Raw genomic sequence first — 25,037 nt, 5'->3', positions numbered from 1 at the left:
GGACCGGCTCAGGTCGGTCGACCGGGAAACGGGACGGTCAGCGGGGTCAGCCCCGCAGTCTTCCGCCACCGGGTGGCCCGCACCGCGTACTCGACCAGGGCGGCAAGCGCCTGGTCCCGTTCGGCGCCGGTGGTGGACGCCAGGGCGGCCCGCCAGTGCGCGGCCGTGCGCTCCTCCACCTCGACGGCGAGCCGCAGGGCGCTGGCCCGGTCGGTGACCGGGAACGGCAGGGCGTACCCGGCGCGGTCCGGCGGGACGACGCCGCCGGCAGTGGTGAGCTGTACCACCAGCGCGTCGCGTCGGCGTCGATGCGCGGCCTCCGCCTGGCGTGCCGCGTCCCGTGCCGCTCCGCTGAGCCGGACACCGATCCGTCCGTAGGCGTAGATGGCCGCGTACTCGGCGGACAGGGCGGAGGCGAGTGCCTCCCCGGCGGACGGCTGCCTCACTTCAGTGCCTCCTGATGAGTAGCCCGGGCGGCGACGATCGACCCGAGCAGTGCCGCCCGCTCCGCTGGCGCTGCGGCGCAGGCGGCGGCGGCGGACTGCTGGGCGGTCTTCTCCAGAGCCCGCAGGGCGGCGCGCGCGCCGTTCGGATCGGCGGCCGGTGCGCCGTTCGGGGCGGCGGGGGCCGCCGACGGCACTGTCACCCCGATCACCCGGGCCAGCTCGGCGGCGTGCGCGGTGTGCGTCTCGGCGATCGGGTTGAGCCGGTCGGCGAGCTCGGGATGGGCGGTCGCGTTCGCCCGGTACGCGGCGGCCAGCGCGAGTGACTCGTCCACCATCGGCCGCAGCGGGTCGGGCGGCGGGGCTGGCTGGTCGTCGCGGTCGAAAAGATCACAGCCGGTCAGCGGCGTCACGGTGCCGCCGAGCACCAGCAGCGCCCCGACCCCCAGGAGCTTTCGCCGGGAATGTCCGGATGCTTGGTCGCGCTGTGTCGTTCTGCCGATCCCCACCGGCCAAGTCAACACCATCCGTGCCGGTCCGGGGGTCACCGGCGTCGGTGCGCCGCCCGGTCCGCCGCCGGGCAGGCGCGTTACGCTCTGCGCAACCACCGGCGTGTCCACTCCGGTGGCGTGCCGGCATGGCGGGACCACGGGTCCCCGTCGACCAGGGAAAGGGTGCGGAGATGACGCAGCGTGGCCGTGCCACCAGGCCGACGGGTCGACCCCGCGGTGCTGCGGGCCCCCGCGGCGGTGACCTCGCCGCCCGACGGGACCGACTGCGGGCCGTAATCGAGCCGGTGGTCAACGACGCCGGCTACGACCTGGAGGACCTGTCGGTTTCCCGGGCCGGCCGACGGCACGTGGTGCGGGTGATGGTGGACACCGACGGCGGGATCGACCTGGACGCCGTCGCTGACGTCTCCCGCGCGGTCTCGGCGGCGCTGGACGCCGCGGAGGAGACCGGTGGCGACATCGTCGCCGGCGAGTACCAGTTGGAAGTCAGCTCGCCCGGCGTCGACCGACCGCTCACCCTGCCCCGTCACTGGCGGCGCAACGTGGGTCGACTGGTCAAGGTGACCGCCCGGGGGGCGGCCGCGCTGCCCGGTCAGCGGGGCGAGCAGCCCGCCGGTGACCGTCAGCTGACCGGCCGGGTGGTCGCGGCCGACGACGAGGGCGTGCACCTGGAGACCGACGACGGCCGCGCCGCCTGGGCGTACGCCCAGCTGGGCCCGGGCCGCGTGCAGGTCGAGTTCACCCGGCTCGCCGAGCTCGGTGAGCCGGACGACGCGGACGATTCCGACGAGTTCGACGATTCAGACGACATCGACGACGAAGATGATGTGGAGGACGAGGAGAGGTGAACATCGACCTCGCGGCGCTGCGCGCACTCGAGCGCGAGCGGGAGATCCCGTTCGACACGATTCTCGCGGCGATCGAGACCGCGTTGCTGACCGCCTACCGGCACACCGACGGGGCCGAGCCGCACGCCCGGGTGGAGATCGACCGTAGGTCGGGCGCCGCCCTGGTGTACGCGCAGGAGATGGATGCCGACGGCAGCCTGGTGCGGGAGTGGGACGACACCCCGCACGACTTCGGCCGGATCGCCGCCATGACCGCCAAGCAGGTGATCCTCCAGCGGTTGCGGGAGGCCACCGACGAGGTGCACTTCGGTGAGTACGTCGGCCGCGAGGGTGACCTGGTCACCGGCGTGGTGCAGGCGCACGAGACGCGTACCGAGAAGGGCATCGTCAGCATCGACCTGGGCAAGCTGGAGGGCGTGCTGCCGCAGTCCGAGCAGGTGCCCGGCGAGCGGTACGCGCACGGCGAGCGGGTCCGCTGCGTCGTTGTGCACGTGGCCAAGGGCATGCGCGGGCCGCAGATCACCCTGTCCCGGTCGCACCCGGCTCTGGTCAAGAAGCTCTTCGCGCTGGAGGTGCCGGAGATCGCCGACGGCACCGTCGAGATCGGAGCGATCGCCCGTGAGGCGGGCCATCGCACGAAGATCGCCGTCCGCTCCACCACCCCCGGCGTGAACGCCAAGGGCGCCTGCATCGGCCCGATGGGTCAGCGGGTGCGAGCCGTGATGAGCGAATTGCACGGTGAGAAGATCGACATCATCGACTGGTCGGACGACCCGGGCACCTTCGTGGGCAACGCGTTGTCGCCGGCCAAGGCGCTGCGGGTCGAGGTGGTCGATCTGGCCAACCGGGCCGCCCGGGTGACAGTTCCCGACTTCCAGCTCTCGCTCGCCATCGGTCGGGAGGGGCAGAATGCCCGACTCGCTGCCCGATTGACCGGTTGGCGGATCGACATTCGTTCCGATGCGGAGCAGACCGCGCCGGCAGCGCGTGGGGTAACTGATCACGTGCGGGAGCCGGGCGGCGCGATCTCGGGGAGCTAGGGGTAGACTTCCTCCAGTGGTACGACGCGCGCAGCCGGAGCGCACCTGTGTGGGTTGCCGGCAACGTGCGCCGGCCAGCGAATTGCTGCGGATCGTCGCGGTCAGGGACGAGGCTGGTCACAGTCTCCGGCCTGATCCACGCCGCAGGCTGCCGGGTCGGGGAGCGAACATGCACCCGGATCCGGCCTGCTTCGCGCTGGCGGTGCGGCGCCGCGCCTTCGGGCGTGCGCTGCGCAGCACCGAGGTCCTCGACCACGGTGCGCTGGCGGAGCACGTCGATGCGCCAACCACTACGTCCGGTCAGCCCGACCGGGCGAGGGTCGCTAGCAGGGTAGGACGACCGACATGAGCACACGATGAAGTCCCTGAAATGACCAGGCTTCAAGTGCACGAGTGAGGTCGCTGCGGGTGCTGCCCGCACGACCTCGGAGTGAGGAGTGCAGTGGCAGGCAAGGCCCGCGTACACGAGCTTGCAAAAGAGCTCGGGGTCGAGAGTAAGACCGTTCTCGCCAAGCTGAAGGAAATGGGCGAGTTCGTGAAGTCCGCGTCCAGCACCGTCGAGGCGCCCGTCGCCCGGCGGCTGCGTAACGCATTCGTCGCGTCCGCCGGCGCCCCGGCTCCGGCCGCCCCGTCGGCGCCCGCGTCGACGCCGGCTTCAAACCCGACCCCGACGCCAACCCCGACCCCGGGTGCGCCCCGGGTTTCGGCGAAGCCGATGCCGCCTCGGCGGCCGGCCGCGCCGGCACCCGGTCCGAAGCCCAAGGGTCCGGTTCCCGGTGCGCCGCAGACGGCGGCCCCGGTCGCCAAGCCGGCGAGTGCCCACGACATCGAGGTGGCGGCCGCGGAGGCGCGTGCCGCCGCGCTGAAGGCTGAGCAGGAGGCCGCGGTCAAGGCCGCGCAGGCCGCCCGCCAGCAGCAGCGGGACAACCCCGTTCGCCGGGAGCCTCCGGCAGAGGGCGGTAACCGCCCCGGCCCTCGGCCGGGTCCCGCGGCGATGCCGCCCCGTCCCGGTTCGCCGGCAGCTCGTCCGAGCACGCCGGCTCCCGGTCCGGGTGCCCGGCCGGGCGGTCGTCCGCCGGCGCGCGGTGCCGGTAACAACCCGTTCGGCATCCAGGGTGGCCAGCAGCAGCGGCCCCCGGCCGCCGGTGCGGGTGGCCCTCGGCCCAACACCCCGGCGGGCATGCCGCCGCGGCCGAGCCCGAACTCCATGCCGCCGCGGCCCAGCCCGGCGTCCATGCCGAGCCAGCGTCCGGCTGCCGGTCGCCCCGGTCCCGGTGGGGCCGGTCGTCCCGGTGGCGGCGCAGGTCGTCCCGGTGGCGGTGGCGGCGGTTTCCGTGGCGGTCCCGGCGGTGGCGCCGGTGGCGGTGGCGGTTACCGCGGCGGCCCCGGTGGCGGCGCGGGTGCCGGCGGTGGCGGTGGCTACCGTGGCGGTCCCGGCGGCGGTGGCGGTGCTCCCGGTGGCGGTTTCCGTCCGGGTGCTCCGTCCGGCGGCGGCGGTCGTCCGGGTGCCGGCGGTCGTGGCCGTGGCGGCGGTGCCGCGGGTGCCTTCGGGCGTCCGGGTGGCCGGCCGACTCGCGGTCGCAAGTCCAAGAAGCAGCGCAGACAGGAGTTCGACAACCTGTCGGCTCCGACCATGAGCTCGGGTGCTCCCCGGGGTCAGGGTCAGGTCGTCCGGCTCTCCCGTGGCGCCTCGCTGTCGGACTTCGCCGACAAGATCAACGCCAACCCGGGTTCGCTGGTCCAGGAGATGTTCAACCTGGGCGAGATGGTCACCGCGACCCAGTCCTGTTCTGACGACACCCTGCAGCTGCTGGGTGAGCACCTGGGCTTCGACATCCAGATCGTCAGCCCGGAGGACGAGGACCGCGAGCTGCTCGCGCAGTTCAACATCGACCTCGACGCGGAGGTGGCCGAGGAGCGTCTGGTCAGCCGTGCGCCGGTGGTGACCGTCATGGGTCACGTCGACCACGGTAAGACCAAGCTGCTCGACGCCATCCGTAAGGCGAACGTCGTGGCCGGTGAGGCGGGTGGCATCACCCAGCACATCGGTGCGTACCAGGTGCACGTTCCGCACGATGGTGTGGACCGCGCGGTGACCTTCATCGACACCCCGGGTCACGAGGCGTTCACCGCCATGCGTGCTCGTGGCGCCCAGGTGACGGACATCGTGATCCTGGTCGTCGCGGCCGACGACGGCGTGATGCCGCAGACCATCGAGGCGTTGAACCACGCCAAGGCGGCCGACGTGCCGATCGTGGTCGCGGTCAACAAGGTCGACAAGCCGGAGGCCAACCCGGACAAGGTCCGCCAGCAGCTGACCGAGTACGGCCTGGTCGCCGAGGAGTACGGCGGCGAGACCATGTTCGTCAACGTGGCAGCCAAGCCCGGCATCGGCATCGAGGAGTTGCTCGAGGCCGTCCTGCTGACCGCCGACGCGTCGCTGGAGCTGACCGCTCCGATCGACGGGCCGGCGCAGGGTGTGGCCATCGAGGCGCACCTGGACAAGGGCCGCGGTGCGGTGGCGACGGTGCTGGTGCAGAAGGGCACCCTGCGGGCGGGCGACTCGATCGTCGCCGGTGGGGCGCACGGCCGGGTCCGGGCCATGCTCGACGAGAACGGCAACCAGCTCTCCGAGGCTGGGCCGGCGCGTCCGGTCATGGTTCTGGGTCTGACCGCGCCGCCCGGTGCGGGTGACACGTTCCTCGCCGCGGCGGACGACCGCACGGTGCGGCAGATCGCCGAGCAGCGACAGGCACGGCGGCGGGCGGCGGCATTCGCCAACTCCCGTGGTCGGGCCACCCTCGAGACGCTCATGGAGCAGCTCAAGGAGGGCGAGAAGACCTCGCTCAACCTCATCCTCAAGGGCGATGTCTCCGGTTCGGTGGAGGCCCTGGAGGACGCGCTGTTCAACCTCGACATCCCCGAGGAGGTCCAGCTCAAGGTCCTCGACCGGGGCGTCGGCGCGATCACCGAGAGCAACGTCATGCTCGCGAGCGCCTCGTCCGAGCCGGTCACGATCATCGGCTTCAACGTGCGGGCCTCGAACAAGGTCCGTGAGATGGCCGACCGCGAGGGCGTGGAGATCCGGTACTACACCGTCATCTACCAGGCCATCGAGGAGATCGAGGCAGCGCTCAAGGGCCTGCTCAAGCCGGAGTACGAGGAGGCCGAGCTGGGCAGCGCGGAGATCCGCGATGTCTTCCGCTCGTCCAAGATCGGCAACATCTCCGGTTGCATCGTCCGGTCGGGCATCATCCGACGCAACGCGAAGGCTCGACTGCTTCGGGACGGGACGGTCGTGGCGGACAACCTCACGATCACCTCGCTCAAGCGGTTCAAGGACGACGCCACCGAGGTCCGCGAGGGCTTCGAGTGCGGTCTGACCCTGGGTGGTTACAACAACGTCCAGGTCGGCGACGTCATCGAGACCTTCGAGATGCGGGAGAAGGTTCGCGCCTGATCCGGCAGTGACACGCTGATCAAGGGGTTTACGCCACTCGGCGTAAACCCCTTGATCATGCGGGGCGGGTTGGCGGTATCGTCCGGGGCGATGTTCACCGGAACCGCGGTCTTCGACCTGCTGCTGCCGGGCGACTCCAGGTCGCTCAAAGCCAAGAGATCATATGTACGGCCGATCGTGGCGGCGCTGCGCCGCTTCGAGGTGTCGGCCGCCGAGGTGGGTGCGCTCGACCTGCATGGTCGAGCGCAACTGGCGGTGGCCGTGGTGGCCGCCGAGACGGCGCACGTCCGCGAGGTGCTCGACTCCTGTGAGCGCCTGGTGGCCAATCGCCCCGAGGTCGAGTTGCTGTCGGTTCGACGCCGGCTCTACGGCGCGGACGACGACTGACCATGGTGCCGGCTGTGCCGGGCGACCGGAGCGGCCCCGAAGGTAATGTTCGAGATGTTGGCCGGTCGGCCGGCGGCCACCTGGCCGTCGGGTCGACCGGAAGCAGGACGCCGTGGAGGTGGCGAGATGTCTGATCCGGCCAAGGTACGCCGGCACGCGGAACGGGTGCGTGAGCTGGTCGCGTCGGTGGTGCGGAGCCAGATCAAGGACCCGCGGCTCGGGATGATCACCATCACCGATGCCCGGATCACCGCTGACCTGCGTGACGCGACGGTCTTCTACACAGTGCTCGGTGACTCGGTGGCCCAGGCGGACACCGCGGCGGCGCTGGAGAGCGCCAAGGGGCTGCTGCGCAGCACTGTCGGCAAGGCCCTCGGGCTGCGCCACTCGCCGACCCTCACGTTCGTCCTGGACGACGTGCAGGACCAGGTCAAGCACATCGACGACCTGCTCGCCGCCGCCCGCAATGCCGATGCCGAGGTGCAGCGGCTGGCCGCCCAGGCGAAGTACGCGGGCGAGGCCCAGCCGTACCGGGTGGACGACGAGGCTGATGAGGCGGACGAGACGGACGAGGCCGACGAGGCCACCGACGTCACGCAGACCCCGCGGGGTGGGGAAACGCGGTGACCAGCACCGCCAGCACCGCTAGCGCCCCGTTGGCCGGGGCAGCCGGGGGCGGCCCCGCCGAGGCGGACTGGGCTGCGGCCGAGGCGTTGGTGCGGGCTCTCCCGCCGACCGCCCGGGTGCTGCTGATCTGCCACATCAATCCGGACGGCGACGCGCTGGGCAGCATGCTCGGCTTCGGTCTGGGCCTGCGGCAGTTCGGCGTACGCGACGTGCAGGCGACCTTTCCCGGGCCGCCGGAGCTGCCGGAGCCGTTCCGAGGGCTTCCCGGCCTGGACCTGCTGGTCCCGGCGGACGCCGCCGACCCGGCACCCGATCTGGTGATCTGCTTCGACGCGGCGAGCGAGTCGCGTCTCGGCGAGTTGGCCGGGCGGCTGTCGTCGGCGGGTGCGGCGCTGGTGCTCGACCATCACGCCTCCAACCCCGGTTTCGGCACTGTGAACCTGGTCGACCCGGGTGCGGCGGCCACGTCGGTCGTGGCCGAGCAGCTGCTGGCCCGGCTCGGGGTGGTGGTGGATCCGGCCATCGCCGAGTGCCTCTACGTGGCGTTGACCACTGATACCGGCTCGTTCCGGTTCGAGGCGACCACTCCGGCGGTGCATCAGATGGCCGCGCGACTGCTGGCGACCGGCATCTCGCCGGGTGACATCTCCCGGCGGGTCTTCGACACCCGGCCCTTCGGCGCGGTCCGCCTCTTTGGTGAGGTGCTCGGCCGGGCTCGACTGGAGCCGGCCGCCGCCGGTGGTCGGGGCCTGGTCTGGACCTTCGCCACCCTCGATGACCTGGCCCGGCACGACCAGCGGCCGTACGTGCTGGAGGCCCTGATCGACTCCGTGCGCTGCACCGCCGAGGCGGATGTGAGCTGTGTGGTGAAGCAGACCAGGCCCGCCGAGTGGGCGGTGTCGATGCGCAGCAAGGGAGCGGTGGACGTCAGTCGGGTCGCTGTGGCACTGGGCGGTGGTGGGCACACGTTCGCGGCCGGGTTCACCGGTCGGGGCACCGCCGAGCAGGTGGTCGAGTCGATTCGCGGTCAGCTGGACGCGGCGCTGATCGGCTGATCGCCGGCCTCGGACCGCCGGCGGTCCGTCGGTCCTGGAAGATCAGGGTCAGCTCCGGGGAGTGTTGGTCTTCCCGCGTTCCGTGATACCGGGAAGAATTGCGGGATGGAGCAGCCGCACGACCTCACCGTGGAGGCCCCCCGCGCCTGGGACCGGCCCGCCGTCTCCGTTCCCGTCCTCGTCTGCCTGTCGCTCGTCGGTGGCCGGTTCGCGTCCTTCTCCACCGAGGCGAATCTGTTCACCCTCGGGACGGGTGGGGTGCTGATCTGGCTCGGTCTGAGCAACCGGGTGCCGCGCCGGCCGGCGCCGCGCCGGTTGGGCGCGGGGGCGGCCTGGTGGGCGGTGCCGGTGGTGGTCTTCGGGGTCTTCGAGGGCGTGACCTTCGTGTTGGCTGCCGGCGATGACTTCCCCACCTTCTCCCGGTTGGCCGATCCTCTCCTGGAGGATCAACTGACTCGCTCGGCGGCCTGGTTCGCCTGGTTGGCCGCCTTCTGGGGGCTGGTGCGGCGATGATGCGCGCGCTTGCGATCGGCGGTTTCCTCACCGCGCTGGTCCTTTTCGGGGTGGTCGAGTGGATGGCCCGGCGGGAGGGGTCGCGGATCCCCACCCTCGGCGAGGTCTGCGCCTATGTGATGCGCTACGAGGTCGGTCCGGTGCCGGTGGGCCGGATCGGTCTGTTCGGGTTCTGGTGGTGGCTGGGCTGGCATTTCCTGGCTCGCTGAACCGGGTCGCCGACCGTCCAAATGGCGGGAACCGTAAGCAGTATGTGGACCTGAACGATAACTTGGGAGAAGGCCGGTGCCGCCTGGCGGTGCAGGTCATGGGCGGTGGTGCCACACCCCGTGCCGCCTCCCTCCAGGGTCGGATCGACCCGGGCTCACGCTGCCCAGTCGGCTGCTCCGGTAACCCCGGACCGCCGTGGGGCGCTCAGCACGACCGCCCGTGAGGGCCGCCGCGTGTCGGCGGCTCACGCCCTGGGAAGGGGAGCGCCACCATGCCGAACAAGCCCAAGCCTGAGACCACCACCGACGACGCCCGTGAGCAGGCCCGCCGCGCGCTGCAGACGTCGATGGACACCCGTCAGTGATCCGATTTCTCCGAGGGTGATCCCTCGGGTCCGTGTGGTCGGAGGATCCGGGCACCTCCCGGTTCGCCTTTGGAGCTGAATCGTCTGCGACATCACGACGTGATTCGTCTACGACATCAGCTCCACAGCGTCCGGCCGGCGTCCCGACTGGGCAGCGTCCGACCGGCGTCCGGACTCCACAGCGTCCGACCGGCGTCCCGACTGCGCAGCGTCCGGCCGACGCCACGACTGCTCAGCGTCCGGCCGACGCCCCGACTGCGCGCCGCCAGGTACCGCGCGAAGGGCTCGGGCGAGCCTGACGCGCCACGGGTCGACGGGGCGCGCCGGCCACGGTAAGCAGCCTGCTGGATTGCGATCCTTACCGCAGCCATGCCAGGATCGGCGGCGATGAACCACGCCACCACCGCTCACCGACCCGCCTCGCCTCGGCGGATCGCCGCGCTCGCCCTGCCGGCCCTCGTGGTGCTCGCCGCCGAGCCGCTCTACGTGCTTGTCGACACCGCAGTGGTCGGTCACCTCGGCCGGGTGCCGCTCGCCGCGCTCGCCGTCGGCGGCACTGTCATGACGCTCACCGCCTGGGTGGGCACCGTGGTCGCCTACGGCACCACCGGCCGCGCCGCCCGCCGCTTCGGCGCGGGTGACCGGGCCGCAGCGGTCGCCGAGGGCGTCCAGTCGTCCTGGTTGGCGTTCGGTGTCGGTCTGCTGATCGCGATCGGCATGCAGGTTGGCGGCGGCGCGCTCGCGCGTACCCTCGCCGGTGGTGGTGGCGAGGTCGCCGACGCCGCCGCCCAGTGGTTGCGGATCGCGGCCCTCGGCGCTCCCGGCCTGCTCCTCGCCGCCGCCGGCAACGGCTGGCTGCGCGGCGTGCAGGACACTCGCCGCCCCCTGTACTTCGTGCTCGGCCCCAACCTGCTCTCCGCGCTGCTCTGCCCGCTGCTGGTCTACCCCGGCGGGCTGGGTCTGGTCGGTTCGGCGGTGGCGAACGTCGTCGCGCAGACGCTCTGCGGGGTGCTCTTCGCCGCCACCCTGGTCGGTGAGAAGGTGTCGCTGCGCCCCCAACCTCGCGTGATCCGCCAGCAACTGGTGCTCAGCCGGGACCTGCTGATCCGTGGGCTGGCGTTCCAGGCCAGCTTCCTGTCCGCGACAGCCGTCGCCGCCCGCTTCGGCGCCGCCGCCGTCGGTGCCCACCAGATCGCCCTGCAACTCTGGTTCTTCACCGCGCTGGTGCTCGACGCCCTCGCCATCGCCGCGCAGTCCCTGGTCGGTGCCGCGCTCGGCGCCGGCGACGACGCGGGTGCGCGGGCGCTCGCCCGTCGGATCGGGCTGCTCGGCGGCGTCTGCGGCGTGGGCTTCGCGCTGCTCGTCGCCGCCGGCGCGGGCGTGGTGCCGTCGTGGTTCAGCTCCGATGCGGGGGTACGCGAGCAGGCCATGGTGGCCTGGCCGTGGTTCGTCGTCATGCTGCCGCTGGCCGGGGTGGTGTTCGCCCTCGACGGCGTGCTGATCGGCGCCGGCGACGTGCGTTACCTGCGCAACCTCACCATCGTGGCCGCGCTTGGCGGCTTCCTGCCGGCCATCTGGCTGGCGTACGCGCTCAACCTCGGGCTGGGCGGCATCTGGGCCGGGCTCACCGTGTTCGTGGTGATCCGGCTGGTCGCCCTGCTGCTGCGACTGCGCAACGGCAGGTGGGCGGTGACCGGCGCGATCCGCTGACGGGTCGCCGGGCCCCCCGGTCAGCAGCGCGTGGTGGTCGGCGCGGGCGCGTCGATGTCGAAGATGGTGCCCGGGTCGCCCGCGGGTATCCGGTCCCCGTGCACATCGGCCACCCAGAACTGCTCCTGCACCCAGCCCTCACGGAGTTGGTCGCAGTCCGCGTTCCAGGTCACGGCCGCCGCCGAGGTGATCCAGAGGCCGCGGGCGGAGGCCGGCACGTCGTCCGGGTGCGGCACCTGCCACACCACCTGGTCGCGTAGCGCCACCACCGTCGCGCCGGCGGGCGCCCGCAGGTCCACGTCGAACGGGTACGCCCAGACGAACTCCGTGGAGACCTCCAGCAGTCGGATGCCGTTCTGCCTGGTGGCGCGGTAACTGACCCGGCCGTCGGCGCGGACGCCGAACTCCCACTCCGACGGCGACGCCATCCTCGTGGCGTACCGCAGGAAGCTGCCGTTGGTGAAGTCGCCCCGGAGCCGTTCGCGAGCATCAGGGGCGAGCAGCGCGAGGAACGGCGCCGGATCTCCGGAGAACATCGAGATGTCGACCCGACTCTCGATCAGTGCCTTGCGCACCGACTCCAGCGCCGCCCGCACCTGGGTCGCGGTGAACGGTCCCGTGCCCTTGGCCGCCGGCATCCGCACGGCCTCCTCGGCTGGTGCGAAGGAGGCCGCCGGCGACCCGGCGAACAGGTCCCGTGGTTCGCCGACCCTGCTCACCGGCGGCGTGCTGCTCGGTGTGGGGCTCGCCGAGGCGGACGTGCGGACACCATCGGCGACCCGACCGACCAACACCACCCCGCCGACGACCATCAGCAGTGCCAGCACCAGCCCGAGGCCGAGCAGCAGGGCCCCGTTGTGCCGGGCCGAGAAGAAACGGACCCGGTCCCATCCAATGGGCTGGTGCTCGGTCTGCGACGACCGCAGCCACTCCGGTAGCTGCACCGGGTTGACCTGCGCTATCGCGGTGGGTGGCGGTGGCGGGTCGACGGGGTCCGTCGGTGTGGGCTCGTTCGACGACGTGTTGACCATGCTTCCCCCGTCAGTTTCGCCGCTGGTGACGCGCGCGAGCAGATACTAGGTGCCGGAGGCTCGGGTCACGCAGGGCCTGCCCACGCACTGCGGAGCGGGTGTCATCTGGCAGGCTTGGCCGACGTGAGCACCGATGGTCTGATCGTGGTCGACAAGCCCGGCGGCATGACGTCGCACGACGTGGTGGCGCGCATCCGCCGACTGGCGAAGACCCGACGGGTCGGGCACGGCGGCACCCTCGACCCGATGGCGACCGGCGTGCTGGTGATCGGTGTCGGCCGGGCCACCCGGCTGCTGACCTACGTGATCGGCGCCGGCAAGAGCTACACCGGCACCATCCGGCTCGGCCAGACCACAGTCACCGACGACGCCGAGGGCGACGTGACCGCCACCGTGCCGGCCGGGCAGGTCACCGACGACGCGATCCGGTCCGCGCTGGCCGGGCTGAGCGGCGAGGTCGACCAGGTGCCGAGCGCGGTCAGCGCCATCAAGATCGACGGGCAGCGGGCGTACAAGCGGGTCCGCGACGGGGAGAGCGTCGAACTGCCGGCACGGCGGGTCACCATCTCCCGGTTGGAGGTGCTGGCGATCCGTCGCACCGAGCCGGACGTGGTCGACGTGGACGTGGACGTGACCTGCTCGTCCGGCACGTACATCAGGGCCATCGCCCGGGACGCCGGGCTGGCGCTCGGCGTCGGCGGGCACCTCACGGCGCTGCGGCGGACCGCCGTGGGGGGCTTCACCCTCGCCGAGGCGGCGACCCTCGACGAGCTGGAACAGCGCGCCCCGGACGTGGTGAACCTGCCACTGGACGCGGCGGCCGACCGGTTCTTCGCGCGCCGGGAGGCCACGCCGGACGAGGCCCGCGTGCTCGCCCACGGCGGGCCACTGGACCCGGCCGGCCTCACCGGGCCGTACGCCGTCTTCGGGCCGGCCGGCGGCCTGATCGCTATCGTCAGCGAGCGGGACGGACGGGCCCGCGCGGAGATCGTGCTCGCGCCGGCCTGACAGCGCAGCGCAGGTCCGCCGGCCCGCAGCCGGCGGTGTCGACCCGCCGGCCGGCGGGACAGCAGAGAGGAACGGCATGCAGCGGTGGCGGGGCTACGACGCGGCGCCCGGCGGGTGGGGACGCTCGGTGGTCACCATCGGCGTCTTCGACGGCGTGCACAAGGGGCACCAGGCGACGATCGGGCACGCCGTGGCCCGGGCCCGCGAGTTGGGCGTGCAGTCGGTGGTGGTCACCTTCGACCCGCACCCGGCCGAGGTGGTCCGCCCCGGTTCGCACCCGGCGGTGCTCACCGAGCCGGCCCGTAAGGCCGAGCTGATCGAGGCGCTCGGCGTGGACGTGCTCTGCGTGGTGCCGTTCACCCCGGAGTTCTCCCGGGTGCCGCCCGAGCAGTTCGTGCACGACGTCCTGGTCGAGCACCTGCACGCCGCGTTGGTGGTGGTCGGCGGCAACTTCCGCTTCGGGCACCGGGCCGCCGGCGACGTGGCGTTGCTGGAACGGCTGGGTCAGACGTTCGGCTTCGGCGTGGAGGGCGCCCCGCTCGTCGCCGAGGCCGGCACCGTCTTCTCCTCCACGTACATCCGGTCCTGCGTCGACGCGGGCGACGTGGGCGCGGCCGCCGCCGCGCTGGGCCGCCCCCACCGGGTGGAGGGCGTGGTGGTCCGGGGCGACCAGCGGGGCCGGGAGCTGGGCTTCCCCACCGCCAACCTGCTCTGCCACCGGTACGCGGCGGTGCCCGCCGACGGCGTGTACGCGGCCCGGCTGATCCGCCGCGGTCAGCACGAGCCGCTGCTGGCGGCGGTCTCCGTGGGCACCAACCCGACCTTCTCCGGTCGGGAGCGGCGGGTGGAGGCGTACGCGCTGGACTTCTCCGGCGACCTGTACGGCGAGCGACTGGCCCTGGACTTCGTGGCGCACCTGCGTGGTCAGATCCGGTACGACTCGATCGAGCCGTTGATCGCCCAGATGAACCAGGACGTCGAGCGCACCCGGCGCGTACTGGCCTGATCGTGCCGGGGCGACGGGCCGCCACCGAGGCCCTTCGCCGGGTGTTACCGGCGAGTGCTGGTAGTCTTGCCGGGACGTCGGGTGACCGGCGTGGGGCCTCGCGTGCCTGCTCGACGCCGCGGGTGCGAGGTACCGGTCCGTTCCCGGTCCATCGGGACGACGGACACCCACTTGATCAACCCATCGAAACAGGGAGAACATGGCGCTCGATCAGGAAGCCAAGGCCAGCATCCGCGCGGAGTACGCGACCGCCGAGGGCGACACCGGTTCGCCGGAGGTCCAGGTAGCGGTTCTCACCAAGCGGATCGCCGAGCTGACCGAGCACCTGAAGGTGCACAAGCACGACCACCACAGCCGCCGTGGGCTGCTGCTGCTGGTCGGCCGGCGCCGTCGGTTGCTCAACTACGTCCAGAAGAAGGACATTGCCCGCTACCGGTCGCTCATCGAGCGGCTCGGTCTGCGCCGGTGACGTGACGGGGGAGTGGCCGGACGGCCGCTCCCCCGTACCGCGTCCCACCTGAGGAAACACGGGCCGCGCGACCACCCGAGAGGGAGCCGGTCAGCGTACCGGTCTCCGGTAGTGGCCCCCGGGAACCCCGGCATCATGCCGGCCACCCGGGCGCTTCGATCGAAGACCGGCCGGCTGAGCAGCTCCCCGATGTCGTGGGCCCACGACGCGAAGGAGCACCACAGCACATGACCGAGACCAAACTCGGCACCGAATCCCGCACCGCCGTGATCGACAACGGGTCCTTCGGCACCCGCGAGATCACCTTCTCCACCGGTCGGCTGGCTCGCCAGGCCGCCGGTTCCGTCATCGCCCAGCTGGGCGAGACGGTTGTTCTCTCCGCCACGACCGCCGGTAAGCACCCGAAGGAGCAGTTCGACTTCTTCCCGCTGACCGTCGACGTCGAGGAGCGGATGTACGCCGCGGGCCGCATCCCCGGCTCGTTCTTCCGCCGCGAGGGTCGGCCCAGCGAGGACGCGATCCTCACCTGCCGGCTGATCGACCGGCCGCTGCGCCCGTCCTTCGTCAAGGGCCTGCGCAACGAGGTCCAGGTCGTCGAGACCATCCTCGCGCTCGACCCGCAGCACCCGTACGACGTCGTGGCGATCAACGCCGCCTCGATGTCGACGAAGCTCTCCGGCCTGCCGTTCTCCGGCCCGATCGGTGCGACCCGCGTCGCCCACATCGACGGCCAGTGGGTCGCCTTCCCGACCCTGGAGGAGCTGGCTCGCGCCACCTTCGACATGGTCGTGGCCGGCCGCACGCTCGAGGACGGCGACGTCGCGATCATGATGGTCGAGGCCGAGGCCACCCCGAACGCCGTCGCCCTCATCTCGGCCGGTGCCACCGCCCCGACCGAGGAGGTCGTCGCCAGCGGCCTGGAGGCCGCCAAGCCGGCGATCCGTGAGCTGTGCCGCGCGCAGAGCGAGCTGGCCGAGGTCGCCGCCAAGCCGGTCACCGAGTTCCCGGTCTTCCTGGACTACCAGGACGACGTGTACGACGCCGTCTCCGAGCTGGCCCGCGCCGACGTGGCCGAGGCGATCACCATCGCCGGCAAGGCCGACCGCGAGGAGGCCCTGGACCGGGTCAAGGCCCGGGTCGCCGAGGAGCTGGGCGCTCGGTTCGAGGGTCGGGAGAAGGAGCTCAGTGCTGCCTTCCGGTCGCTGACCAAGTCCGAGGTGCGCAACCGCGTGCTGCGCGAGCAGGTCCGCATGGACGGGCGTGGCCCGCGCGACATCCGGGCGCTGACCGCCGAGGTCGGCGTGCTGCCCCGGGTGCACGGTTCGGCGCTGTTCGAGCGGGGCGAGACCCAGATCCTGGGCGTCACCACGCTGAACATGCTCCGCATGGAGCAGATGGTGGACACGCTGTCCCCCGAGAACCGCAAGCGCTACATGCACAACTACAACTTCCCGCCGTACTCGACCGGTGAGACCGGCCGGGTCGGCTCGCCGAAGCGTCGCGAGATCGGTCACGGCGCCCTCGCCGAGCGCGCGCTGATCCCGGTGCTGCCGTCGCGCGAGGAGTTCCCGTACGCCATCCGGCAGGTGTCGGAGGCGCTCGGCTCCAACGGCTCCACCTCGATGGGTTCGGTCTGCGCGTCGACGCTGGGCCTGCTCTCCGCGGGTGTTCCGCTGAAGGCGCCGGTCGCCGGCATCGCGATGGGGCTCATCTCCGACGAGGTGGACGGCAAGACCCAGTACGTGACGCTGACCGACATCCTCGGTGCCGAGGACGCGTTCGGCGACATGGACTTCAAGGTCGCCGGCACGCCGGAGTTCGTCACCGCGCTCCAGCTCGACACCAAGCTCAACGGCATCCCGTCGGACGTGCTGGCCGCCGCGTTGCAGCAGGCGAACGAGGCCCGGCAGGTCATCCTCGGGGTCATGAAGGCGGCGATCGAGGCTCCGGCCGAGATGTCCGACTACGCGCCGCGGGTCACCACCGTCAAGATCCCGGTGGACAAGATCGGCATGGTGATCGGCCCGAAGGGGCAGACCATCAACGCGATCCAGGACGAGACCGGCGCCGAGATCTCCATCGAGGACGACGGCACGATCTACGTCGGCGCCACCAACGGCCCGTCGGCCCAGGCGGCCGTCGACCGGATCAACGGCATCGCCAACCCGACGCTGCCGAAGCAGGGCGAGCGGTTCCTCGGCACCGTGGTCAAGACCGCCGCGTTCGGCGCGTTCATCTCGCTCCTGCCGGGCCGTGACGGCCTGCTGCACATCTCCAAGGTGGGCGACGGCAAGCGGGTCGAGCGCGTTGAGGACTTCCTCAACGTCGGTGACCGGGTCGAGGTCGAGATCGCTGACATCGACGCCCGCGGCAAGATCTACCTCGACAAGGTCCGCCCGGAGGGCACCGAGGCTCCGGCCGCCGGTGAGGCCGCCGCTGGTGACCGGCCGGCTGGCCGGGACCGGGGCGACCGTGCTCCGCGTGACCGCGGCGACCGTGAGCGTGGCGGCGACCGTGGCGGGCGTGGCCCGGAGCGCGGCGGCGAGGGCGGCAACGGCGGCGGCGGCGAGGGTGGCGAGGGCGGCGAGCGTCCGCGTCGTCGGACCCGGCACAGCTGACAGTCGTACAACGCATCACCCACCCCTCGTCGAACCGGGAGCAAGTCGTGAGTCGGGCCATCAGCGCGCCGTTTCCACCGGATCGACGGGGGGTGGCCCCGTCTCGGGACACCGGGGCGGGCCGCTCCGGCGGCACCGCCCGAGCGGTGACCCGGACGCTCAGCGACGACCCGCTGGGCGGCACGGTACGACGTACCGTGCTGCCCAGCGGCCTGCGCGTCCTCACCGAGGCGATTCCGGCGATGCGGAGCGTCTCGTTCGGCATCTGGGTGGCGGTCGGCTCGCGTGACGAGACCGGCCCGCAGGCCGGTGCCGCGCACTTCCTCGAACACCTGCTCTTCAAGGGCACGCACAAGCGCACCGCCCTGGAGATCTCCTCGCAGATCGAGGCGGTGGGTGGCGAGACCAACGCCTTCACCACGAAGGAATACACCTGCTACTACGCCCGCGTGCTGGACGAGGACCTGCCGCTGGCGATCGACGTCATGTGCGACCTGGTCGCGGACTCGCTGTTGGAGCCGGCTGACGTCGAGACCGAGCGTGGCGTGATCCTGGAGGAGATCGCCATGCACGACGACGAGCCGGGTGACGAGGTGCACGACCTCTTCGTCCAGGCCGTCTACGGCGATCACCCGCTGGGCCGGCTGATCTCCGGCACCGCCGAGACCGTCACCCCGATGACCCGGCGGCAGATCCAGACCTTCTACCGGGGTCGCTACACCGCGCCGCAGATCGTCATCGCCGCCGCCGGCAACCTCGACCACGCCGCGGTGGTCAAGCTGGTCCGTCAGGCAGTGCGCGGCACCCCGCTGGACAGCGACCCGGCCAGTCCGGCGCCGCACCGCGCGGCGACCCCTGCGGTACGCACCAAGCCGGCGACCACACTGGTGGAGCCGAAGGAGACCGAGCAGGCACACGTCATCCTCGGTTGCCCCGGCATCGACCGGCTCGACGATCGACGGTTCGCCCTCGGGGTGCTCAACAACGTGCTCGGCGGCGGCATGTCCAGCCGCCTGTTCCAGGAGATCCGCGAGCAGCGTGGCCTCGCCTACTCGGTCTACTCCTACGCCAGCCAGTACGCCGACACCGGCCTGTTCGCCGTCTACGCCGGCTGCGCGCCGGGCAAGGTGGACGAGGTGCTGGCCCTGACCCGCGCCGAGCTGGCCCGGGTGGCCGCCGACGGGTTGACCGAGGCCGAGGTGGCCCGGGGCAAGGGGATGAGCAAGGGCTCGTTCGTGCTCGGCCTGGAGGACACCGGTTCCCGGATGAGCCGGCTGGCCAAGGGTGAGCTGCTCTACGGCGACCTGATGCCGGTCGACGAGCTGCTCCGCCGGGTCGACGAGGTCACAGTGGAGGACGTGAACGTCCTCGCCGCCGAACTGCTCAGCCGGCCGATGTCGCTGGCCGTCGTGGGCCCGTTCGGCGCTGGCGACTTCGCGGTCTGAGGTCTGCCGCCCGGCCCGGTCGAGGCAACCCGGTAGGGCGTCCCGGCAGGTGGAGCACAGCGGATCCGGCCGGAAGGACCCGTCCCGATTGGGATAGGTTGTGCCCCGTGACTGACGAGCAGGGAAAGACCCCGGCCCAGCAGCTGCGGGTCGGCGTGTTTGGTGCGCGCGGCCGGATGGGCATCGAGGTCTGCAAGGCGGTCGACGCCGCCGACGATCTCGCCCTGACCGCGGCGGTCGACCAGGGCGACAGCCGCTCCTCCGTCTCCAGCGCCGAGGTGGTCGTCGACTTCACCACGCCGGACGTCGTCATGGACAACCTCCAGTGGTGCATCGGGCAGGGCATCAGCGCGGTGGTCGGCACCACCGGCTTCACCGAGCAGCGGCTGGAACAGGTGCGCGGCTGGCTGGCCGACAAGCCCGAGGTGGGCGTGGTGATCGCCCCGAACTTCGGAATCGGCGCGGTGCTGATGATGCAGTTCGCCGCGCGCGCCGCCCGACACTTCGAGTCCGTCGAGATCATCGAGCAGCACCACCCGCGCAAGCTTGACGCCCCGAGTGGCACCGCCACCCACACCGCCAGGCAGATCGCCCAGGCCCGCGCCGAGGCTGGCCTCGGCCCGGTCCCGGACGCCACCAAGGACGAGGTGCCGGGTGCGCGCGGCGCCGAGATCGACGGGGTACGCGTGCACGCGGTGCGCGCCACCGGTCTGGTCGCCCATCAGGAGGTGCTGTTCGGCGGCACCGGCGAGACGCTGACCATCCGGCACGATTCGTACGACCGGGTGTCGTTCATGCCTGGTGTGCTGCTGGCCGTCCGCGCGGTGCGCAACCGTCCCGGCCTCACCGTCGGCCTGGACGCCCTGCTCGACTGACCGGTCCGTGTCCGCTCCTCCACATCGCGGCACCGTAGATCTTGGACAGTTTCCGTTCCTAGCTGACGGAAAGTGTCCAAGATCTACGAGCGCGGGCCGGGTAGCATCCGGCGAATGATCAATGGGGGACACCTGGATCGGGCCGGGCGGCGAGTGACGCTGCGGCCGGTCGACGACGACAACTGGCGGGCGGTGGCCGACGTCGCCCCGCGCGACGACCAGCGCCGGTTCGTGGCCGCGCTGGGCGCGCGCTATCTGCTTCTGAGCACTCGCTCCGAGGTGTGGAACTCGCTCGCGGTGTACGCCGACGAGACCGTCGTCGGGCACGTCATGTGGGGCGTGGACGACGACGGTTCGCACTGGATCGGCGGGATGCTGATCGACGCCGCTGAGCAGGGCCAGGGCGTCGGCCGGGCCACTGTGCAGACGCTGGCCCCCTGGCTGGCGGCCCGAGCCGGCAACCCCCCGGTCCGCCTGTCGTACCACCCCGACAACACCCCAGCCGCCGCCCTCTACACCTCCCTGGGCTTCCACCCCACCGGTGCCGTGGACGACGACGAGCTGATCGCCGAACTAGCCCCCTGACCCCGCGATCTTGCACTTCCTGTCGCGACATAAAGGGCAGGCCGCCCCATACCGACAACCGAAACCGCAAGATCGCGGGGTTCACCGGGCCTGGCCCGCGTCGATCATGGAGTTGTGGTGCCTCCCATAAGGGGCACATGTGGAGCTGACGCCCACCACAACTCCATGATCGACCGGCGGGGGTGGGGTGGGGTGGGGTGGGGGCGGGGTTAGGGGAGGCGGGTTGGGGTTTTGGGGTGGCGTTGGGTGGGGAGGGTCGGGGTTGCGGTCAGTGGGGTGGGGAGGCCGGTGACCGTGGCTTCGCCGGTGCGGTCGACAGTGACGTGTACCGAGGCGTTGGCCACGCGGAGGCCGTCGACCGCCACGGCGCCGAGCTCTGCTCCCGCCAGGGGTGCCAGTCGCACCGTGCCGCCCGGTACGTCCGGGTAGAGCCCAGCGGCGGCCTGGAGCAGCAGCACCGCGCCCGTCGCGGCCCACGCCTGCGGTCGACACGACGCCGGGTACGGCACCGGGCGGCTCACCTGCGCCCGGTCGTCGCCGCCGTACAGCTCCGGCATCCGGTTGTCGAACGCCTCGGCCGCGCTGAGCAGCCCGTCGGCCAGACCGATCGCGGCCTCGCGGTGCCCGGCCCGGGCCAGCCCGCCGAGCACGATGGCGGTGTCGTGGGTCCAGATCGAGCCACAGTGGTACGACAGCGGGCTGAATCCGGCGTCGTCGCTGGACATGGTGCGTAGCCCGAACCCGGCGGACATCGTTTCGGTGGTGAGCAGGCGCGCTACCTGGGCCTCCTCGTCCCGGTCGAGCAGGCCGGTGCCGAGCAGATGGCCGATGTTGCTGGTCAGCGAGTCGACCGGGCGTTTGTCGCGGTCGAGGGCCAGCGCGGGTTGCGGGCCGTGGCGACCGTCGACCCAGAAGCTCTTGCGGAACCGGCCGACCAGCGCGGCGGCGTGTTCGCGCCAGCGGTCGCCACCCGGTCGGCCGAAGGCGTCCAGCAGGGCGGCGCCGTTCAGTGCGGCCTCGTGCGCGTACCCCTGCACCTCGGCCAGCACGATCGGCGCGGTGGCCAGGGACCCGTCGTGGAAGCGGACGGCGTCGCCGGAGTCCTTCCAGCCCTGGTTGGACAGGCCGTGTCCGGTGGTGTCGATGTACTCGACCAGTCCGTCGCCGTCCGGGTCGGCGTGCTCGCCGAGCCACTGCAGCGCCGCCTCCAGGTGCGGCAGCAGGGGCTCGATCTGCTCGGCGGGCATTCCCCAACGCCACGCGTCGTGCAGGAGGTTCACCCAGAGCATTGTGGCGTCGACGGTGCCGTAGTACGCCGGTGGAAGGCGCAGGCCGTTGTCGGGCAGGGCGAACGCGTGGCGGCGCAGCTCGTGCAGGATCTTGCCGGGGGCCTCGCCGGTCGCCGGGTCGACGCGGGTGCCCTGCCGACGGGCGAGCACGCGTAGGGTGCCGGCGGCCAGGTCGGTGCCGAGCGGCAGCATCATCCTTGCGGCCCAGAGGCTGTCCCGGCCGAACAGGGTGAGGAACCAGGGCACCCCGGCGCCGAGGAACACGTCACCTGGTGCGCCGGTCTCGGCCAGTCGGAGGCCGCGCAGGTCGTCAAGGCTGCGGTCGAGCAGTCGGGTCAGCCGTCGGTCGTCGGCGCTCACCTCGGGGCGGGACCACTCGGGCTCGCCGGTCGGGCCGACGACGACGGCGCGCGGGTCGTCGACGCTCAACTGCCAGCGCAGCACGGTCTCGCCGCCGGGCGGCAGGTCGACCGGCCAGACCAGCCGGGGCGAGGTGGCCCGCTCGCCGTCGGCGCGCACGTCGGCGCCCGGCGCGGTGACGGTGACGGTGATCCCGGTGCCCGACCAGGTGAGCGTGCCGGGCCGAGCGGTCGTGGCCGGCAACGCGTCGGTGGCCCCACCGGACTTGACGACCTCGATGGGTGCCAGGTCGCAGCCGAGGTCGACGGTGACGGTGGCCCGTACGCCGACAGTGGCGGTGGAGACGATCCGCAGTTCCTCGGTGAGGCCGTTGCGGGTGGCCCGCCGGAGCCGGTCGACGCGGACGGTGGGGTCGGGCGTGGGGTCACCGAGCCAGCGGGCCAGGCCCACGAAGTGTGCGCCGTGCGGGCCGTCGTCGCCGCGGGCCAGCCCTTCGAGCTCCCGCTCGTCGATCCGCAGCTCGGCGCGGGAGAGCACCCGGGCGTCGGCGTGGAAGACGCCCTGGACGCCGGTCGGGCGGATCTGCCCGGTCGCGTCCCCCAGCGCGCTGGTCGGGGCGAGGACCACCCCGACCAGCTCGTGCAGGAGGGGTTGCAGCTGGCGTTCGATCACGGTGTGGCTCCAGATCCTCGGGGTGCGGGGCGGCCATCTTGACAACGCGCCCCTGGCGGTGCAAAGTGCGAAACATTCCAGAAACTTGAACGATCCAATCCTGCCTTATCCAAATTGGATCGTTCAAGATGGCGAGAGGGATTAAGTGGCCGAAAAGGTGACCATCGCGACGGTGGCCCGGCACGCCCGAGTCAGCCGGCAGACGGTGTCCAACGTGCTCAACGCCCCGCACATCGTGCGGCAGGAGACCCGTCAGCGGGTCGAGGACGCGATCAACGCGCTCGGCTACCGGGCCAACCAGGCCGCCCGACAGATGCGCACCGGCCGGTCCCGCCTCATCGCCGCCCGGATCGACCCGACCCGCGACGGCATCAACGGCTCCGTGCTCGACCGCTTCCTGCACGGCCTCACCGAGACCGCCGACGCCGCCGGCTACCGGGTCCTGCTCTACACCGCCACCAACGACGACCGGGAGATCGCCACCTACGGCGACCTGCTCGGCACCTACGAGTTGGACGCGTTCGTGCTGGTGGGCACGAAGTACGGCGACCCGCGTACCGAATGGCTCGCCGACCGGGACGTGCCGTTCGTGACCTTCGGCCGCCCATGGGACGCGCTCGACGCGCACCCCTGGGTGGACGTGGACGGCGCTGCCGGCACCGCCCAGGCCACCCGGCACCTGCTGGACGCCGGCCACCGGCGGATCGCCTTCATCGGCTGGCCGGAAGGCTCCGGCGTCGGCGACGACCGGCGGGCCGGCTGGCGCGACGCCCTGCGTGCCGCCGACGTCGACCCGACCGGGCTGCACCGGGAGACCGAGGACGGCATCGCCGAGGGCGAACGTCTGATGCGTGACCTGCTCGTCGCGGTCGCGCCGAGCGCCGTGGTCTGCGCCAGCGACTCGCTCGCCCTCGGCGCCCTCCAGGCGATCCGCGGCATCGACCCGCCGGTGGCGGTGATCGGCTTCGACGACACACCAGTGGCCGCCGCGGTCGGGCTGACCAGCGTCAGCCAACCGCTCGGCGACGCCGCCGCCCGCTGCGTGGACCTGCTCACCGGGGTCCTCGACGGCGACCACGAGACCCCCACCCCCGTGCTGCTCCAGCCCTCGTTGGCGCTGCGGCACACCGCGTAGTCCCACCCCCCACCAGGAGAAACCATGGCACCCCGAACAATCACCCGGGCAGCGGTGGCCGGCCTCGCCGCCGTCGCCCTCCTCGGCTCCGCCGCCTGCGGCAGCGGCTTCGACGACTCCTCCGGCGACACCGCCCAGTCCAGCGGCCCGGCCAGCCTGCAGATCCTGATCGGCTCGTCCGGCGAGGCCGAGACCAAGGCCGTGCAGGACGCCGCCGCGAAGTGGGCCGGCAGCTCCGGCAACACCGCGACGGTCACCCCGGCGCAGGACCTCACCCAGCAACTCGGTCAGGCGCTTGCCGGCGGCACCCCGCCGGACGTCTTCTACGTGGACGCGGCCCAGTTCGCCAACTACGCCAGCGTCGGCGCCCTGGAGCCGTACGGCGACAAGGTCAGCAACTCGGGCGACTTCTACGAGAGCCTGCGCACCGCTTTCACGTACGACGGCAAGCTCTACTGCGCGCCCAAGGACTTCTCGACACTGGCCCTGCAGATCAACACCGACCTGTGGACCAGGGCCGGGCTGACCGACGCCGACGTGCCGACGACCTGGGAGCAGCTCACCGCCGTCGCCCAGAAGATCAAGGCCAAGGGGCAGGTCCCGTTGGCGCTCGGTGACACCCGGGACCGGATCGGCGCCTTCATGGTGCAGAACGGCGGCTGGCTGGTCAGCAAGGACGGCAAGCAGCCCACAGCGGACACCCCGGAGAACCTCGCCGCCCTCCAGTACGTCAAGACCATGCTCAGCACCGGACTGGCCAAGTACCCGAAGCAGCTCGACGCCGGCTGGTCCGGTGAGGCGTTCGGCAAGGGCAAGGCCGTGATGACCATCGAGGGCAACTGGATCAAGGGTGCCCTGCAGAACGACTTCCCGAACGTGAAGTACAAGGTCGTGGCGCTGCCGGCCGGCCCCAAGGGGCAGGGCACCCTCTCCTTCACCCAGTGCTGGGGCATCGCCGCGAAGAGCAAGTACAAGGACCAGGCGATCAAGTTCGTCGAGGCGATGACCAGCGGTGAGCAGCAGATGACCTTCGCGAAGGCGTTCGGTGTGATGCCGTCCCGCCAGTCGGCGCGCGACCAGTACACCGCCGCCTTCCAGGCGGACAAGGTGTTCATCGACGGCGCCGCGTACGCCCAGGGCCCGGTGAACGCCCCGAAGATGGACAGCGTCCTGAAGGACCTCGACACCGGTCTGCAGGGGTTGGCCAACGGCGACCCGAAGACGGTGCTGCAGAGCTTCGACAAGAACGCCAAGGCGGCGCTCGGCGGCAGCTGAGGTGCTGGCGGGGGGGCCCCCGCCCCCCCCGGGCCCCCCCCCCCCCCCCCCCGGGGGGGGCGGGGGGGGGGGGAAAAATTGAAACCACAACAAGAACCCC

Annotated in this window: 23 protein-coding genes; 19 read left to right on the top strand and 4 right to left on the bottom strand. The window is 71.9% G+C overall.

Annotated features, from left to right (window positions below; translation table 11 throughout):
* Positions 1-8: 8 nt before the first annotated feature.
* Complete coding sequence (locus AB0B98_RS12865) at positions 9-446, bottom strand: ferritin-like domain-containing protein (protein ID WP_357284403.1); 438 nt, start codon at positions 444-446, stop codon at positions 9-11.
* The gene (locus tag AB0B98_RS12860) at positions 443-970 is read right to left on the bottom strand and encodes a hypothetical protein (RefSeq protein WP_357362606.1); all 528 of its coding nucleotides are present in this window, start codon (positions 968-970) and stop codon (positions 443-445) included. The genes AB0B98_RS12865 and AB0B98_RS12860 overlap by 4 nt, the downstream gene beginning before the upstream one ends.
* A gap of 155 nt (positions 971-1,125) precedes the next feature.
* On the opposite strand from AB0B98_RS12860, the gene rimP reads away from it, so the two are divergent.
* The 10 genes from rimP to AB0B98_RS12810 all read left to right on the top strand — a co-directional run bounded on the left by rimP (position 1,126) and on the right by AB0B98_RS12810 (position 11,169).
* Positions 1,126-1,803 carry a ribosome maturation factor RimP gene (gene rimP, locus AB0B98_RS12855; protein ID WP_238671747.1) on the top strand — a complete coding sequence of 226 codons (678 nt, stop codon included), beginning with the start codon at positions 1,126-1,128 and terminating at the stop codon, positions 1,801-1,803.
* Positions 1,800-2,843: a transcription termination factor NusA gene (gene nusA / locus AB0B98_RS12850; protein ID WP_357362604.1), complete on the top strand. Its 1,044-nt coding sequence runs from the start codon at positions 1,800-1,802 to the stop codon at positions 2,841-2,843. Before rimP ends, nusA begins: the two co-directional genes overlap by 4 nt.
* Before the next feature lie 16 nt (positions 2,844-2,859).
* The gene (locus tag AB0B98_RS12845) at positions 2,860-3,192 is read left to right on the top strand and encodes a YlxR family protein (RefSeq protein ID WP_112624296.1); all 333 of its coding nucleotides are present in this window, start codon (positions 2,860-2,862) and stop codon (positions 3,190-3,192) included.
* Between the two features lie 93 nt (positions 3,193-3,285).
* Positions 3,286-6,303 (top strand): translation initiation factor IF-2, encoded by a 3,018-nt coding sequence (gene infB, locus AB0B98_RS12840; RefSeq protein WP_357362602.1) that lies wholly within the window; start codon positions 3,286-3,288, stop codon positions 6,301-6,303.
* 90 nt (positions 6,304-6,393) lie between these two features.
* Positions 6,394-6,690, top strand: coding sequence for a DUF503 domain-containing protein (locus AB0B98_RS12835; RefSeq protein WP_238671751.1), 297 nt, complete (start codon positions 6,394-6,396; stop codon positions 6,688-6,690).
* A gap of 126 nt (positions 6,691-6,816) precedes the next feature.
* Positions 6,817-7,317: a 30S ribosome-binding factor RbfA gene (gene rbfA / locus AB0B98_RS12830; protein WP_357284387.1), complete on the top strand. Its 501-nt coding sequence runs from the start codon at positions 6,817-6,819 to the stop codon at positions 7,315-7,317.
* Positions 7,314-8,372, top strand: coding sequence for a bifunctional oligoribonuclease/PAP phosphatase NrnA (locus AB0B98_RS12825; protein WP_357362600.1), 1,059 nt, complete (start codon positions 7,314-7,316; stop codon positions 8,370-8,372). The genes rbfA and AB0B98_RS12825 overlap by 4 nt, the downstream gene beginning before the upstream one ends.
* 105 nt (positions 8,373-8,477) lie before the next feature.
* The gene (locus tag AB0B98_RS12820; RefSeq protein ID WP_210784728.1) at positions 8,478-8,885 is read left to right on the top strand and encodes a hypothetical protein; all 408 of its coding nucleotides are present in this window, start codon (positions 8,478-8,480) and stop codon (positions 8,883-8,885) included.
* Positions 8,885-9,094, top strand: a complete 210-nt coding sequence (locus tag AB0B98_RS12815; protein WP_357284532.1) for a DUF6186 family protein — start codon at positions 8,885-8,887, stop codon at positions 9,092-9,094. The genes AB0B98_RS12820 and AB0B98_RS12815 overlap by 1 nt, the downstream gene beginning before the upstream one ends.
* A 752-nt stretch (positions 9,095-9,846) precedes the next feature.
* On the top strand, positions 9,847-11,169 hold the full coding sequence (locus tag AB0B98_RS12810) for an MATE family efflux transporter (RefSeq protein WP_357362598.1): 1,323 nt from the start codon (positions 9,847-9,849) through the stop codon (positions 11,167-11,169).
* A 20-nt stretch (positions 11,170-11,189) separates the two neighbouring features.
* On the opposite strand, the gene AB0B98_RS12805 is transcribed toward AB0B98_RS12810, so the two are convergent.
* Entirely contained in the window at positions 11,190-12,200 is a 1,011-nt protein-coding gene (locus tag AB0B98_RS12805; RefSeq protein WP_357362596.1) for a hypothetical protein, read from the bottom strand.
* A gap of 123 nt (positions 12,201-12,323) precedes the next feature.
* On the opposite strand from AB0B98_RS12805, the gene truB reads away from it, so the two are divergent.
* The 7 genes from truB (at position 12,324) to AB0B98_RS12770 (ending at position 20,206) form a co-directional block, all read left to right on the top strand.
* Entirely contained in the window at positions 12,324-13,208 is an 885-nt protein-coding gene (gene truB / locus AB0B98_RS12800; protein WP_091402049.1) for a tRNA pseudouridine(55) synthase TruB, read from the top strand.
* 76 nt (positions 13,209-13,284) lie between these two features.
* Positions 13,285-14,214 carry a bifunctional riboflavin kinase/FAD synthetase gene (locus AB0B98_RS12795; RefSeq protein WP_238671756.1) on the top strand — a complete coding sequence of 310 codons (930 nt, stop codon included), beginning with the start codon at positions 13,285-13,287 and terminating at the stop codon, positions 14,212-14,214.
* A gap of 199 nt (positions 14,215-14,413) precedes the next feature.
* Complete coding sequence (gene rpsO / locus AB0B98_RS12790) at positions 14,414-14,683, top strand: 30S ribosomal protein S15 (RefSeq protein WP_030337594.1); 270 nt, start codon at positions 14,414-14,416, stop codon at positions 14,681-14,683.
* Between the two features lie 227 nt (positions 14,684-14,910).
* Positions 14,911-17,301 carry a polyribonucleotide nucleotidyltransferase gene (locus AB0B98_RS12785; protein ID WP_357183024.1) on the top strand — a complete coding sequence of 797 codons (2,391 nt, stop codon included), beginning with the start codon at positions 14,911-14,913 and terminating at the stop codon, positions 17,299-17,301.
* A gap of 47 nt (positions 17,302-17,348) precedes the next feature.
* Positions 17,349-18,746, top strand: a complete 1,398-nt coding sequence (locus tag AB0B98_RS12780; RefSeq protein WP_238671758.1) for a pitrilysin family protein — start codon at positions 17,349-17,351, stop codon at positions 18,744-18,746.
* A 107-nt stretch (positions 18,747-18,853) separates the two neighbouring features.
* Positions 18,854-19,621: a 4-hydroxy-tetrahydrodipicolinate reductase gene (dapB, locus tag AB0B98_RS12775; RefSeq protein ID WP_238671759.1), complete on the top strand. Its 768-nt coding sequence runs from the start codon at positions 18,854-18,856 to the stop codon at positions 19,619-19,621.
* 114 nt (positions 19,622-19,735) lie between these two features.
* Positions 19,736-20,206, top strand: coding sequence for a GNAT family N-acetyltransferase (locus tag AB0B98_RS12770; protein ID WP_357362594.1), 471 nt, complete (start codon positions 19,736-19,738; stop codon positions 20,204-20,206).
* Between the two features lie 209 nt (positions 20,207-20,415).
* Here the strand turns inward: AB0B98_RS12770 and AB0B98_RS12765 are convergent, their stop codons facing one another.
* On the bottom strand, positions 20,416-22,527 hold the full coding sequence (locus tag AB0B98_RS12765; RefSeq protein WP_357362592.1) for a glycogen debranching N-terminal domain-containing protein: 2,112 nt from the start codon (positions 22,525-22,527) through the stop codon (positions 20,416-20,418).
* 145 nt (positions 22,528-22,672) lie between these two features.
* Here AB0B98_RS12765 and AB0B98_RS12760 point away from each other — a divergent pair, with 145 nt between their 5' ends.
* Positions 22,673-23,662: a LacI family DNA-binding transcriptional regulator gene (locus AB0B98_RS12760; protein ID WP_357362590.1), complete on the top strand. Its 990-nt coding sequence runs from the start codon at positions 22,673-22,675 to the stop codon at positions 23,660-23,662.
* Positions 23,663-23,686: 24 nt separating this feature from the next.
* Positions 23,687-24,937, top strand: coding sequence for an extracellular solute-binding protein (locus tag AB0B98_RS12755; RefSeq protein WP_357362588.1), 1,251 nt, complete (start codon positions 23,687-23,689; stop codon positions 24,935-24,937).
* Positions 24,938-25,037 lie beyond the last annotated feature (100 nt).

The organism is Micromonospora sp. NPDC048947 (assembly GCF_040649495.1).
Taxonomy (GTDB): Bacteria; Actinomycetota; Actinomycetes; order Mycobacteriales; family Micromonosporaceae; genus Micromonospora; species Micromonospora alfalfae.
This window is presented reverse-complemented; position numbering and strand designations above follow the sequence as displayed.

Bases quoted from the DNA above. Each gene is read 5' to 3' on its own strand.
- AB0B98_RS12785 (WP_357183024.1), top strand. From the start codon at position 14,911: ATGACCGAGACCAAACTCGGCACCGAATCCCGCACCGCCGTGATCGAC.
- rimP (WP_238671747.1), top strand. From the start codon at position 1,126: ATGACGCAGCGTGGCCGTGCCACCAGGCCGACGGGTCGACCCCGCGGT.
- AB0B98_RS12805 (WP_357362596.1), bottom strand. From the start codon at position 12,200: ATGGTCAACACGTCGTCGAACGAGCCCACACCGACGGACCCCGTCGAC.
- AB0B98_RS12795 (WP_238671756.1), top strand. From the start codon at position 13,285: ATGCAGCGGTGGCGGGGCTACGACGCGGCGCCCGGCGGGTGGGGACGC.
- AB0B98_RS12815 (WP_357284532.1), top strand. From the start codon at position 8,885: ATGCGCGCGCTTGCGATCGGCGGTTTCCTCACCGCGCTGGTCCTTTTC.
- AB0B98_RS12835 (WP_238671751.1), top strand. From the start codon at position 6,394: ATGTTCACCGGAACCGCGGTCTTCGACCTGCTGCTGCCGGGCGACTCC.
- rbfA (WP_357284387.1), top strand. From the start codon at position 6,817: ATGTCTGATCCGGCCAAGGTACGCCGGCACGCGGAACGGGTGCGTGAG.
- AB0B98_RS12860 (WP_357362606.1), bottom strand. From the start codon at position 970: ATGGTGTTGACTTGGCCGGTGGGGATCGGCAGAACGACACAGCGCGAC.
- rpsO (WP_030337594.1), top strand. From the start codon at position 14,414: ATGGCGCTCGATCAGGAAGCCAAGGCCAGCATCCGCGCGGAGTACGCG.
- AB0B98_RS12820 (WP_210784728.1), top strand. From the start codon at position 8,478: ATGGAGCAGCCGCACGACCTCACCGTGGAGGCCCCCCGCGCCTGGGAC.
- AB0B98_RS12810 (WP_357362598.1), top strand. From the start codon at position 9,847: ATGAACCACGCCACCACCGCTCACCGACCCGCCTCGCCTCGGCGGATC.
- AB0B98_RS12755 (WP_357362588.1), top strand. From the start codon at position 23,687: ATGGCACCCCGAACAATCACCCGGGCAGCGGTGGCCGGCCTCGCCGCC.
- AB0B98_RS12770 (WP_357362594.1), top strand. From the start codon at position 19,736: ATGATCAATGGGGGACACCTGGATCGGGCCGGGCGGCGAGTGACGCTG.